This window comes from Paraburkholderia sp. J67, from assembly GCF_905220265.1.
Lineage (GTDB): Bacteria > Pseudomonadota > Gammaproteobacteria > Burkholderiales > Burkholderiaceae > Paraburkholderia.
Map to the genome: position 1 here is coordinate 531,837 of NZ_CAJMZK010000001.1, position 13,298 is coordinate 545,134.

The window sequence follows — 13,298 nt, forward strand, 5'->3', positions numbered from 1 at the left end:
AAGCCGTTGCAGGCGTCTTCCCCGGGCATCGGGCGGGGTTACCCCTCAGACGCCGCCACACGCCGTCTGGCAGCGTCTGGATCGCTCACGCCATCCACCGCGGACCCAGCATCCGCTGCATCGGTCGCCGTGCGCGCGAGCACCGGTTTGAGCGCCACGCCGGTATGGCTCGCGGCCACCTTCACGAGTCCTTCCGGGTCCGCCGCGCCGACGATCGTCCCGCCGCCCACACCGCCCTCGGGACCGAGGTCGATGATCCAGTCGGCTTCGGCGATCACGTCGAGATCGTGCTCGATCACCACCACGCTATGGCCCGCATCCGCGAGACGATGCAGCACGCGAATCAGCCGCGCGACGTCCGCCATATGCAGGCCCACCGTGGGTTCGTCGAGCACGTAGAGCGTGTGCGGCGCCTTCTGGCCGCGTCGCGTGATGTCGTCGCGCACCTTCGACAACTCGGTCACGAGCTTGATGCGCTGCGCCTCGCCGCCGGACAGCGTCGGCGAAGGCTGGCCGAGCGTGAGATAGCCGAGCCCCACATCCTTCATCAATTGCAACGGATGCGAGATGCTCGTGATCGACGCGAAAAACTCGACCGCCTCGTCGATCTCCATCGTCAGCACTTCGCCGATGTTGCGGCCGCGCCAGGTCACCGCCAGCGTTTCCGGATTGAAGCGCTGACCATGACAGACATCACAAGGCACCTTCACGTCAGGCAGGAAGCTCATGCCGATGGTGCGTACTCCCTGGCCTTCGCAAGCGGGGCAACGACCGTCGCCGGTATTGAACGAGAAACGCGAGGCGCTATAGCCGCGCGCCCGCGCTTCGAGCGTCTCGGCAAACAGACGGCGAATCGCATCCCACACGCCGATATAGGTCGCGGGACACGAACGCGGCGTTTTACCGATCGGCGTCTGGTCGACTTCGAGCACGCGGTCGATACTTTCCCATCCGCTGATCGAATCGCAGCCTTGCCACGTGTGCGAAACCTCGATCTTCGGCTTCGTGCTGGTGCGTGCGATCACGCTCGAACGGCGTTCCGCCGCGCTCGGCGCGCTCTCCTTCACGGCCTTGCGCGCGCGCCGCTGGGCCGGCGACGACAGCACCGAACGCCCCACCGCGTCGAGCAGATTCGAAAGCAGCACATCACGTGCGAGCGTCGACTTGCCGGAACCGCTCACGCCCGTGATCGCTACGAGACGCCCGAGCGGAATCTGTGCGGTCACGTTGCGCAGATTGTGCAGCTTGCCGCCATGCACGGTGAGCCATTGCTCGGGCACCGCATCGCGGCCCGCACGCGCCGGTTTCACTTCGCGGCGCGGTTGCAGCGGATGCACTATCGGATGCGCCAGATAGCGACCCGTGATCGAATCCGGCTGCGCCGCGAGATCCGCGACCTTGCCCTGCGCGACCACACGCCCGCCGCGTTTGCCCGCGCTCGGCCCGATGTCGATGATGTGATCGGCGCGGCGAATCGTGTCCTCGTCGTGCTCGACCACAACCAGCGTATTGCCCTTGTCACCGAGATTGCGCAGCGCGTCGAGCAGGATCTGGTTATCGCGCGGATGCAGGCCGATGGTCGGTTCGTCGAGCACGTAGCACACGCCCTGCAAATTGCTGCCAAGCTGCGCCGCGAGACGGATGCGCTGAGCTTCACCGCCCGAGAGACTCGGCGCGGCACGGTCGAGACTCAGATAGCCAAGACCCACTTCCTCCAGGAACTGCAAACGGCTGCGGATTTCGCTGATGACGTCGCGCGCGATCTGCGCTTCGCGGCCATCGAGTTCGAGCGACTCGATCCAGCGGCGTGTATCGGCCACGGTCCATTGCGCGATCTCGACGATCGCATGTTCATCGAAGGTCACCGCGCGCGCCTCGGGATTCAGGCGCGTGCCGTGGCAATCCGGACACGGTTCGTCGACCACGCCTTCCGGTTCCTGCTCGTCCGAAGGCAGCGTCTGTTCGCGACCGCGATCGTCGGCGGACATCACCGTGTCGTCGTAGACGGCGCGCTGCTCGCGCGTGAGTGCGAGCCCCGTGCCCACGCAGGTCGTGCACCAGCCATGCTTGCTGTTGTACGAGAACATGCGCGGATCGAGTTCCGGATAGCTCGTGCCGCACACCGGGCAAGCACGCCGCGTCGAAAGCACCTTCACCGTGCCGACGTGCGACGTCGATGTGCCGTTGCCGAGCGCGTCATCGAGCCCATCGAGCGGGGCGAGCAAATGCACGACGCCCTTGCCCGCTTCGAGCGTCGCGTCGAGCATCTGACGCAATTGCGCCTCGTTTTCAGGCTCGATCACGAGATCGCCCACCGGCAGTTCGATCGTATGTTCGCGGAAGCGGTCGAGCTTCGGCCACGGCGCAACCGGCAGGAATTCGCCATCGACGCGCAGATGCGTGTTGCCGCGCGCCTTGGCCCATTTCGCGAGATCGGTATAGACGCCCTTGCGGTTCACCACGAGCGGCGCGAGCAGGCCCACGTGCTCGCCTCGATGCTCGCGCAACAATTGCGCGACGATCGCATCGACGCTTTGCGACGTAACCGGCGTGCCGTCATGAACGCAATGCTGCATGCCGAGCTTCACGTACAGCAGACGCAGGAAGTGCCACACCTCGGAAGTGGTCGCGACGGTACTCTTGCGACCGCCGCGCGACAGGCGCTGCTCGATCGCAACGGTAGGCGGAATGCCGTACACGGCGTCGACTTCGGGACGGCCCGCGGGCTGCACGATCGAGCGCGCATAAGCGTTCAGCGATTCCAGATAGCGGCGCTGGCCTTCATGGAACAGGATGTCGAACGCGAGCGTGGATTTACCCGAACCCGACACCCCCGTGATGACGTTGAAACGGCCATGCGGAATATCGACGTCGAGCGCCTTGAGGTTGTGCTCGCGCGCATTCACGATACGCACGACGTCCTCGCCCTGGATCTCGCGGCGCGCCTGCGCGGCGCGCAGGGCCGTCTGCAACGCGACGCCCTCTTCCTCCGCCAGCAACGGCTCGACGCCTTGCCCCAGCGCGGCTTCGTAGCGTTCGAGCGCTGCACCCGTATGCGAACGCGGGCAGGCGATCACGTCTTCAGGCGTGCCCACGCACACCACTTCGCCACCCGCATCGCCGCCTTCGGGACCGAGATCGATCAGCCAGTCCGCCGCACGGATCACGTCGAGATTGTGCTCGATCACGAGCAGCGAGTGACCACCCGCCAGCAGCTTGCCGAAGGCGCGCATGAGCTTGGCGATGTCGTCGAAATGCAGGCCCGTGGTGGGCTCGTCGAACATGAAGAGACGGCCGCCCGTCGCCTTATCCTTGCCGCGCGCCTGCGCGGTCTCCGCGAGATAGCCCGCCAGTTTCAGGCGCTGCGCCTCGCCGCCCGAAAGCGTCGGCACGGGCTGGCCAAGCTTCACGTATTCGAGACCCACATCGACGATCGGCTGGATCACCCGCAATACTTCGGCATCCTCAGCGAAGCATTGCGCCGCTTCGCTTACGGTCAGGTCCAGCACGTCGGCGACCGACAGCGTACGGCCTGCGCGCTCGATCTTCACTTCGAGCACTTCCGGACGATAGCGGCTGCCGTCGCAGTCCGGACAACGCAGATAGACGTCGCTCAGGAACTGCATCTCGATGTGTTCGAAGCCCGAGCCGCCGCAAGTCGGGCAACGGCCTTCGCCCGAGTTGAAGCTGAACATGCCCGCCGTATAGCCGCGCTGCTTCGCGAGCGGCGCCTTGGCGAACAGCTTGCGGATTTCGTCGAACGCGCCCACGTAGCTGGCCGGATTCGAGCGCGCCGTCTTGCCGATGGGCGACTGATCGACGAATACGGCGTCGGTAATCTGCTCCGCGCCGCTGAGCGCGCGATAGACGCCCGGCGATTCCGTAGCCTTGCCGAGATGGCGCGCCAGCGCCGGATAAAGCACGTCCTGCACGAGCGTCGATTTTCCCGAGCCCGACACGCCCGTCACGCAAACGAGGCGTTGCAACGGGAACTGCACCGTCACATCGCGCAGATTGTGTTCGCTCGCGCCTTCGAGCAGGAGGCTCGGCGTCTTCGCATCGACCGGACGGCGCTCCCAATGCGAGGCATCGGCTACAGCACGATGACCGCCCAGATACTCGCCGGTCAACGTGCCGGACGAACGAATGTCTTTCGGCGTGCCGTCATAAACGATCGTGCCGCCGCGCTCGCCAGGCCCCGGGCCCATGTCGATCAGACGATCGGCGGCCAGCATCACCGAAGGATCGTGCTCGACCACCACGAGCGTGTTGCCTGCGTCGCGCAGTCGCTGCATGGCCTCGACAATGCGGTTGAGGTCGCGCGGATGCAGCCCGATACTCGGCTCGTCGAGCACGAACAAGGTCTTGGTCAGCGAGGTGCCGAGCGCCGTGGTCAGATTGATCCGCTGCACTTCGCCGCCGGAGAGCGTGCGGCTCTGGCGGTCGAGCGTGAGATAGCCGAGGCCGACATCGCACAGATACTTGAGCCGCGTGCGCACTTCGGCGAGCAGCAGTTTGAGCGCATCGTCAAGGAGTGCCGACGATAGCGAGAGGTCGTCGAAGAAACGACGGATCCGCTCGATCGGCAACAGCATCACGTCGTGCAGCGTCAATCCGGGCAGCGCTTCGAGTTGCGCGCGCGACCAGTCCACGCCATGCGGCAGGAAACGCGCGGCGGGCGCTAGCACTTCATCCGCGTTTTCCTGCGTGCCGAGACGCCACTGCAACGCCTCTGTCTTCAGACGCGCGCCGCCGCATGTCTCGCACGGCGTATAGCTACGGTACTTGGACAGCAGCACGCGAATGTGCATCTTGTACGCTTTCGATTCCAGGTACTGGAAGAAGCGCTTCACGCCATACCACTGCGATTGCCAGTCGCCCTTCCAGTCCGGCACGCCGTTGATCACCCAGTCGCGTTGCGCCTGGGTCAGTTCCGACCACGCGGTATCGCGCGGAATGCCCGCTTTGGCGGCGTAACGCATCAGGTCGTCCTGACACTCCTTCCAGGCGGGCGTCTGCAACGGCTTGATCGCGCCGCCGCGCAACGATTTACGCGCGTCGGGAATCACCAGCCCCCAGTCCACGCCGATCACACGGCCAAAGCCCCGGCAGGCCTCGCAGGCGCCGTAGGCCGAATTGAACGAGAACAGCGCGGGCTGCGGGTCCGCGTAACGCAGATCGCTATCCGGGCAATGCAGGCCGGTGGAGAAGCGCCAGATCTGCGGCTCGGATTTCGTATCGGAAACCTCGCTCGCAGCGTCGGTTTCCGATACGACATAAATGTTCACACGCCCCGCGCCGCGCTTGAGCGACGCTTCAATCGCCTCGACCACGCGGCTTTTTTCGGCGTTCTGCAAACGGAAGCGGTCGGCCACCACGTCCAGCACCTTGCGCGTGCCTTCTGCGGTTTTGACTTCGCGCTGCGCCTGCACACGCGTATAGCCGCTCGCGGACAGCCATTGCTGCACTTCCTCTTCGGTGGTCGTGTCCGGCAGTTCGACCGGGAACGTCACCACGAGGCGCGGATCGCCCGCCGCCGTGCGCGCGCGCAATTCGGCGTAGATCGTCTCCGGCGTGTCGTGGCGCACCGGCTGCGCAGTGACGCGATCGAACAGATTCGCGGCGCGCGCGTACAGCAGCTTCAGATGGTCGTTCAGCTCGGTCATCGTGCCGACCGTCGAACGCGAACTGCGCACGGGGTTGGTCTGGTCGATGGCGATGGCGGGCGGCACGCCGTCCACGCGATCGACCTGCGGACGGTCCATGCGATCGAGAAACTGGCGTGCGTAGGCACTGAAGGTTTCGACGTAACGGCGCTGCCCTTCCGCGTAAAGGGTGTCGAACACGAGGCTGGATTTGCCCGAGCCGGACGGCCCGGTCACCACCGTCATTTCACCGGTGTGCAGATCGAGGTCGAGATTCTTGAGGTTGTGCTGACGGGCACCGCGGATACGGATAGATCGGTTATCGCTCACTTGCGCTGGCATTCCGGATGGATCACAGGCGTAGGAACCGGGCGGCGAGCCCGGCAGCTTTCGGCCCGATTCGGCGGGCTGAGTGTTTGAGATTTTACTGTATATTTATACAGCATGCTGGACGCGTGCTGAAGCATGGCCAGAGCGGACGCGCGGCTCGAAAAAGTCGGCCATTCGGCCTGGGCCATTCGGCCAGACGCATCCAACGGCGGCTTATCGCACGTCGGCTTCGCTCCACTCGCGCCACATCGTCTCGTACGCGGCTTCCATGCCCCGCGCAAATCGCATTCCATCCATGAGCGGCGACGCTTCCATACGCGCACGCAACGTCGCGCGCAGTTCGGCGAGTCGCGGCAGATCACGGGCAAGCCCGGCCACCGTCTGCACGAAATCCGCGTCGGAAGAAGCCACGAGCGCATCAAGCCCCAGATTCGCCAACTGGGACAGCCCCGCCCTCCCCGCGCAAGTTGCGCCAACGCGCGTGATCACCGGCACCCCCATCCACAACGCGTCGAGGGCCGTGGTGTGGCCGTTGTACGGCAACGTGTCGAGGGCAATATCGACCTCGTGATACGTGCGCAAATAAGCATCGCGCGGCTGGAACGGCACGAAACGCACACGCGCCGGATCGATGCCATGACGTGCAAGCCGCACCGCAAGACGCTCACGCGCCTCGCCTTCGGCTGCCATCAGCAGCAGACGCGCATCGGGCAAAGCCGCGAATACACCCGACCACAAACCGAGCGTGGCCTCGGTCAACTTGCAGGGATTGTTCAGGCTGCCGAGTGTCACATACCCCATTCGCGCGGCCGGTAGCGCATTGACGGCGGGTTCGTGCGCGAGCGGGTCGTAGCACCAGAAGGTGTCGGGCAAACGGATCGTGCGTTCGGTGTAGTGCGCGTCGAACGACGCTGGATCGAGGTGCGGGTCGGTAAGCCGGTAGTCGATCGCCTCGATCCCTGTCGTGCCCGGATAGGCGAGCCACGCAACCTGCACCGGCGCGGGACGTCGCGCGAACAACAGAGGCCGGCCATCGGCCATGTGCATCGCGAGATCGACGAGGATGTCGATGCCATCGGCGTGAATTCGCTCGGCGAGCGCCGCGTCGTCGAGCTGGCGCACGTCGTGCCACACGTCCACGTGTGCGGCGAGGCTCGACGTGACGGCGTCGGGCCGCACGACGCTCGAATACGCGTGAATCTCGAAGCGGCTTCGGTCGTGATTCGACAGCAGCGGCGTCATGAATAATGCCTGGCAATGCTCACGAAAATCCGCCGAGACGTAACCGATTCTCAACCGGCGCCCTTCCACACTTCTGCGTTCGTGCGAGATACGCACCGCACGCAACGGCGCCTCATGGTGCGCCGACCAGCGACGCGCCTGCGCGAGAATCGCCTCGGGCTCGGGTGACTGGAACGACAGCGCGTAGAGCAGATTGCTGTGCGCGGTGAGGTTGTCCGGATCGCTTTTCACGGCGCGCTCGAAGCAAGCAACACCCTCGTCGAGCTCGCCGCAATCCTTGTACACGTTGCCGAGATTATTGAGCGTGGGCGAATGCTCCGGGGAGAGTTCTAGCGCCTTGCCCAGCAGCGCGCGCGCCCGGTCCTGATGACCCAGAGCACGCTCCAGATTCGCCGCGTTGTTCCATGCATCGACGAAATCGGGCCGCGCGCGAATCGCGGCTTCGAAAGCGTCCATTGCCGCTTTGTGCTCGCCCAGTTCGCGGCACACGTTGCCCAGATTGTTGGCCGCATCCGCATGCGAAGGCTCGATCGACAGCGCGTGCCGATACTGCGCTTGCGCCTCGCGCCGCTGTCCCAACGCATGCAGCGCGTTGCCGTAATTGAACGCGGCGTGCGCGAAATCCGGTGCAAGCTGCAGCGCGCGCACGAGCACGTTTGCGGCTTCTTGCGGTTTCCCCTCGTCCAGCAGCAGCGCGCCGAGATTCACGAGCGCAGCCGTCGATTCGGGCGACGCGGTCACGGCTTCGCGCAACAATGCCAGTGCCTGAGCGCGCTGCCCTTGCGAGCGCAACAGCGCACCGAGGTTGACGAGCGCGTCCACATTGCCGGGTTGCGCCGCAAGCGAGCGCTCATAAGCGTCGCGCGCGAGCACTGGTTCACCGAGCAACTGGCGGCAATTGCCGAGATTATTGAGCGCATCGGCTCGATGCGGATCGCGTTGTGTGACGCCTTCCCATGCCGCCGCCGCTTCGCTCAGCTCACCCTGCGCCTGGAGCGCGGCACCGAGTCCGAACCAGTGATCAGGATCGGCTGCATCTTCTTCGAGCAGACTGCGATAGACCAACGCAGCATCCGCATGACGCTGCGCGAAAGCATAAGCTTGCCCCAATGCTTCACGATAGCGTCGATTGGCGGGCTCGATTTCGAGGGCGCTTGTAAGCCACAGAATGGCGTCCTGAAAACGGCCTTGCTGGATGTCGATCACCGCGAGGCGAAATCTCGCGGCGCCATGCGAAGGGTCAAGTTCGACGATACGGCCGTAAGCCTCGCGCGCCGATGCAAAATCCCCGGCGATATGCCGTTCGTGAGCTTGCTGAAAGAGTTCGTCGATCTGCATCCGGATGCGCCATTCAATGAGCAAAACGTTGATTGTAATCGGCCCGATGTGCCGTCTCGCCGCCAAGCCATTTTCTTGCACTCCGAAAGCAAATAAATTGATTCGGAATGCGATGTAAAAATGACATCACCGTGCCTTCGTTAATTAACTTCGCTCTCGCCCTGCGTCGTTATGCCATGCACAGATTCAACGCAACGCCCCACGCTTTGTTGCACACTGCAAGCGCGACGAAAGCGAAAAAGCGCATCTGCGATGCATGCTACATCGCAACACTTGCGCTCGCCTCTGACGCCGGCAACCGCCGGCGCGTCATTCGGACGGACGTTGCGCTGGCACCCGATCCGGTGCAACGCGCCGCCCCGCACACAGGAGCCCGATGATGAGCAAGACAATGCAGGCGGCCGTGGTCCGCGCGTTTGGCAAGCCACTGGTGATCGAAGAGGTTGCGATTCCCGAGCCAGGTCCAGGCGAGCTTGTCGTGAAGATCGAAGCGTGCGGCGTGTGCCACACCGATCTGCATGCCGCGCACGGCGACTGGCCCGTCAAGCCCCAGCCTCCCTTTATTCCGGGCCATGAAGGCGTGGGCTTCGTGGTGGGCGTGGGCAGCGGCGTGAAGCACGTGAAGGAAGGCGACCGCGTGGGCATTCCGTGGCTCTACTCCGCCTGCGGTCATTGCGAACATTGTCTCGGCGGCTGGGAAACGCTCTGCGAACAGCAGCAAAACACGGGTTATTCGGTAAACGGCGGCTTCGCGCAATACGCGAAGGCCGATGCGAATTACGTCGGCTTGTTGCCCAAAGCAATCGGCTTTATCGACATCGCGCCGATACTTTGCGCGGGCGTCACGGTCTATAAGGGTTTGAAGGTAACCGATACGCGCCCGGGCAATTGGGTCGTTATTTCCGGCGTGGGCGGACTGGGTCACATGGCCGTGCAATATGCGCGCGCGATGGGTCTCAATGTCGCCGCCGTCGATGTTGACGATGGGAAACTCGAACTCGCGAAACGCCTGGGCGCCACGGTCACCGTCAATGCGAAGACTACCGACCCGGCCGCGTTTCTGAAGAAGGAAATCGGCGGCGCGCATGGCGTACTCGTAACCGCCGTTTCGCCAATCGCATTTTCGCAGGCGCTCGGCATGGTGCGCCGTGGCGGCACGGTCTCGCTCAACGGCTTGCCGCCCGGCGATTTTCCGCTGCCGATCTTCGACATGGTCTTGAGTGGCGTGACGGTACGCGGCTCTATCGTCGGCACCCGGCTCGATCTTGAGGAATCGCTGATGTTCGCGCAGGAAGGCAAGGTCAAGGCGACCGTTAGCACCGACCGGCTCGAAAACATCAACGACGTCTTCGCGCGTATGGAGCGCGGCGCCATCGAAGGTCGCGTGGTGCTCGATTTCGCGAACTGAATCGCGCGCGCATCAGCACATTCAACGCTGCAAAAAGCAAAAGCGCCGGGACACGACATCGTCCCGGCGCCTTCGCGCATCAATCGATGCGCGGCTGGATCATCGGCCTCAGGCCGCGATATCCACGCCCTTCAAGACCTTGACGTCGACCGGCTCGGCCAGCCAGTCGCCGATCTTGGCGCGAAATGCCACGTAGTGCGCGCTCTCGCGATGCGCCTGCACGGCAGCTTCATCGACATAGGTTTCGTAGATGTGAAAGCCCGGCGCACCGTCCGCGCGAGTCAGCAGGTCGTAGCGGCGATTGCCCGCTTCCTTGCGCGTTTCGGCCACCATGTGGCGCAGTACCGCTTCGAGGTCGGCAACGTGCTCGGCCTTCGGCGTGAGGCTTGCAAAGACATAGATGCTCATCGAGATTTCCTTATCGTCAATGAAATCAATGAAATTTCCGATCGGCTCTTTCTGAGCCGACGCGACTCAACCCTTGTAGCGTTCGAGCCAGTGCGCGTACGGCGCCGGCAGCACCCACGCTGCGCGATCGACCTTCAGTTCCTGCGCGGCAAAGTACGGCCAGTGCGGATTCGCAAGATGCGCGCGACCCACCATCACCAGGTCGAGCTGCTCCGAGGCAACCGAGCGCTCAGCCAGTTCCGGCGTGCCGATACCCCATGCCGACGACACCGGCAGGCCCGTCGCGCGGCGCACCTTCTGTGCGATCGGCGCGAGGAACGCGGGCGCCCACGGAATCTGCGCGGTCGGCGTGGAGAAACCGACGCTCACGCTCAGCATGTCCAGACCTTCACGTTTGAAGTTCTTCGCGAGTTCGATCGACTCGGCGAGCGTTTGCTCGTCGCGTCCATCGTATTCGATCACGCCAAAGCGCGCCGTCAACGGCAGATGCTCCGGCCAGACCTTGCGCACGGCAGCCAGCGTTTCCAGAAGGAAACGGCTGCGATTCTCCAGGCTGCCACCGTAGGCATCGGTACGCTGGTTCGAGTGCTCCGAGAAGAAGCTCTGCGCCAGATAGCCGTGTGCGAAATGCAGTTCGAGCCACTCGAAGCCTGCGTCGAGCGCGCGCTTTGCCGCCGCGACGAAGTCTTCGCGCACGCGCGCGATGTCATCGAGCGTCATCGCCTGCGGCACCTTCGGCAGGTTCGCGCCGAACGGGATCGCGGACGGCGCAATGGTCTGCCAGCCGCGTGCATCGCTTTCGGCGATATGGTCGTCGCCTTCCCACGGACGGTTCGCGCTTGCCTTGCGGCCTGCGTGCGCGATCTGGATGCCAGGCACCGAACCCGCAGCCTTGATGGCCGCGACGGTGGGCGCGAAGGCCTTGGCTTGCTCATCATTCCAGATACCCGTGCAGCCCGGCGTGATGCGGCCTTCCGGCGACACCGCCGTCGCTTCGACGATCACGAGGCCTGCGCTGCCGCGCGCGATCTGCGCGTAGTGGACGTGGTGCCAGTCGTTGATCATGCCGTCGTTGGCCATGTACTGGCACATCGGCGGAACGGCGATGCGATTGCGCAAGGACACATCCTTGAGCTTGAACGGTTCGAACAATGCGGACATCTACTGCACTCCTATAGCGGCCGGAGCAGGCTTTTCAGCGCTGGCTCCCGCCCTTGAAAAAACGGTAATCGACCGACGCGGGCCGCGCGCGATGCACGACCTGCGAAAGCTTGAAAAATCGGGATTTCCTTTCGGCACGTGTCGCCGGAACAGACAACAAAATCCGTCCACGCCGCGCGTTTCGCGCAGCGTGGAATGTTGCCTTCAGGAAACCTGGATAAATCGGGGGTGACTTCGGAGCTTACTTGCTACGCAGCAGCGCGAGCAGCGCCTCGGCCACCGGCTCGGACGACGCCGGGTTTTGCCCCGTGATGAGCAGGCCATCGGTTGCGACGTGCGGAGCCCAGTCGGCGGCCTTCGTGTAGTGACCGCCATTCGCCTTGAGCATGTCCTCGACGAGGAACGGCACCACGTCCGTCAGTTGAACGGCCTCTTCCTCGCTGTTCGCGAAGCCGGTCACGTTCTTGCCGGCCACGAGCGGACGGCCATCGGCACCCTTCACGTGACGCAGCACGCCCGGCGCATGGCACACGGCCGCGACCGGCTTGCCTGCTGCGATCGTCTTTTCGATCAGTGCGATCGACAGCGGGTCTTCCGCGAGATCCCACAGCGGGCCGTGGCCACCGGGATAGAACACGGCGTCGAACTCGCTCGCGTCGACATCGGCGAGACGTTTCGTATTGGCAAGTTCCGCACGCGCGGCGGCGTCGCCGTCGAAGCGGCGCGTCGCATCAGTTTGCGCCGACGGATCGCTGCTCTTCGGGTCGAGCGGCGGCTGGCCACCCTTGGGCGAAGCCAGCGTGATCTGTGCACCTGCGTCACGCAGGGCGAAGTACGGCGCCGCGAATTCCTCGAGCCAGAAACCCGTCTTCTTGCCCGTGTTGCCGAGGTCTTCGTGCGAAGTCAAAACGATCAGTACCTTCATCGACGTTCCTTTTTTCGATGATGTCGGGACGCTCGCGCGCCCAATGAAACCGGTCTGCTGTGCTATAGCACACTATGCAGCGCTCAAAATATTAGACCGGTCGTCTAGTTACTTGCCGCATGACACGACTCTTCGAGAGAGCGCCCGTTCAAGGACGCCCAGATGATGATGTCATGCCGATATGGCGTTTAGATGCTGCCGTGACGAATCAAACGCCAGCGGGCAAATTCAGAAGCAGCCGCGTGGTCGCCATCGCGGCATCGAGCGGGCGGCGATCGCGACGGATTTTTTCCATCAGCGTTGCGCCCAGCCACAATTCATAGAGCGTCGCCGCCGTCGAACTCGCATCGCTCACGCCGGTGAGCGAACCGTCCGCCACGCCCTCTTCGATACACACTGCGATGCGGCGTACGATCTCTTCCGTGCCGCGACGCAGAACCGCACGCATCGGCTCGGACAGGTCGCTCACTTCGGCGCCCAGCTTCACGGCGAGACACTTGCCGTCGGGGCCGTCCGCGCACTGCATCACGCGCCATTCCTCGAAGTAGCCCATCAGGCGCTCGACCGGCGAACCGCCGTGCTGCACGAGCTGTTCTTCGAGGCGTTGCGCATACTCGGTGAAATACGATGTCAGCAGCGCTTCGCCGAATGCCTCTTTCGAGCCGAAATAGTGATAGAACGACCCTTTGGGGACGCCCGCGGTCGCGAGGATCTCGTTGAGACCGACGGCTGAAAAACCCTTGCCCAAAATGATGGGCATGGCGGTATCGAGGATGTGTTGTCGTACTTCGACGGCTGGCGCTGCGTTCATGGGTTGCCATGTTACAGGTGGATTAGACCA

7 protein-coding genes are annotated in these 13,298 nt (G+C 63.9%); 1 reads left to right on the plus strand and 6 read right to left on the minus strand.

Annotated features, from left to right (window positions below):
• Window positions 1-38: 38 nt before the first annotated feature.
• The gene (gene uvrA, locus U5782_RS02290) at window positions 39-5,987 is read right to left on the minus strand and encodes an excinuclease ABC subunit UvrA (RefSeq protein ID WP_415914224.1); all 5,949 of its coding nucleotides are present in this window, start codon (window positions 5,985-5,987) and stop codon (window positions 39-41) included.
• 201 nt (window positions 5,988-6,188) lie between these two features.
• The gene (locus U5782_RS02295) at window positions 6,189-8,555 is read right to left on the minus strand and encodes a tetratricopeptide repeat protein (RefSeq protein ID WP_322042244.1); all 2,367 of its coding nucleotides are present in this window, start codon (window positions 8,553-8,555) and stop codon (window positions 6,189-6,191) included.
• A 379-nt stretch (window positions 8,556-8,934) separates the two neighbouring features.
• On the opposite strand from U5782_RS02295, the gene adhP reads away from it, so the two are divergent.
• Window positions 8,935-9,963 carry an alcohol dehydrogenase AdhP gene (gene adhP / locus U5782_RS02300; protein WP_322042526.1) on the plus strand — a complete coding sequence of 343 codons (1,029 nt, stop codon included), beginning with the start codon at window positions 8,935-8,937 and terminating at the stop codon, window positions 9,961-9,963.
• A gap of 108 nt (window positions 9,964-10,071) precedes the next feature.
• On the opposite strand, the gene U5782_RS02305 is transcribed toward adhP, so the two are convergent.
• The 4 genes from U5782_RS02305 to U5782_RS02320 all read right to left on the minus strand — a co-directional run bounded on the left by U5782_RS02305 (window position 10,072) and on the right by U5782_RS02320 (window position 13,268).
• Window positions 10,072-10,371: a putative quinol monooxygenase gene (locus U5782_RS02305; RefSeq protein ID WP_322042245.1), complete on the minus strand. Its 300-nt coding sequence runs from the start codon at window positions 10,369-10,371 to the stop codon at window positions 10,072-10,074.
• A 66-nt stretch (window positions 10,372-10,437) separates the two neighbouring features.
• Entirely contained in the window at window positions 10,438-11,532 is a 1,095-nt protein-coding gene (locus U5782_RS02310) for an NADH:flavin oxidoreductase/NADH oxidase (RefSeq protein WP_322042246.1), read from the minus strand.
• Window positions 11,533-11,773: 241 nt separating this feature from the next.
• Window positions 11,774-12,457 (minus strand): type 1 glutamine amidotransferase domain-containing protein, encoded by a 684-nt coding sequence (locus tag U5782_RS02315; protein WP_322042247.1) that lies wholly within the window; start codon window positions 12,455-12,457, stop codon window positions 11,774-11,776.
• A gap of 208 nt (window positions 12,458-12,665) precedes the next feature.
• Entirely contained in the window at window positions 12,666-13,268 is a 603-nt protein-coding gene (locus U5782_RS02320) for a TetR/AcrR family transcriptional regulator (protein WP_322042248.1), read from the minus strand.
• Between the last annotated feature and the right edge of the window lie 30 nt (window positions 13,269-13,298).

Bases quoted from the DNA above. Each gene is read 5' to 3' on its own strand.
- uvrA (WP_415914224.1), bottom strand. From the start codon at position 5,987: ATGCCAGCGCAAGTGAGCGATAACCGATCTATCCGTATCCGCGGTGCC.
- U5782_RS02295 (WP_322042244.1), bottom strand. From the start codon at position 8,555: ATGCAGATCGACGAACTCTTTCAGCAAGCTCACGAACGGCATATCGCC.
- adhP (WP_322042526.1), top strand. From the start codon at position 8,935: ATGAGCAAGACAATGCAGGCGGCCGTGGTCCGCGCGTTTGGCAAGCCA.
- U5782_RS02320 (WP_322042248.1), bottom strand. From the start codon at position 13,268: ATGAACGCAGCGCCAGCCGTCGAAGTACGACAACACATCCTCGATACC.
- U5782_RS02310 (WP_322042246.1), bottom strand. From the start codon at position 11,532: ATGTCCGCATTGTTCGAACCGTTCAAGCTCAAGGATGTGTCCTTGCGC.
- U5782_RS02315 (WP_322042247.1), bottom strand. From the start codon at position 12,457: ATGAAGGTACTGATCGTTTTGACTTCGCACGAAGACCTCGGCAACACG.
- U5782_RS02305 (WP_322042245.1), bottom strand. From the start codon at position 10,371: ATGAGCATCTATGTCTTTGCAAGCCTCACGCCGAAGGCCGAGCACGTT.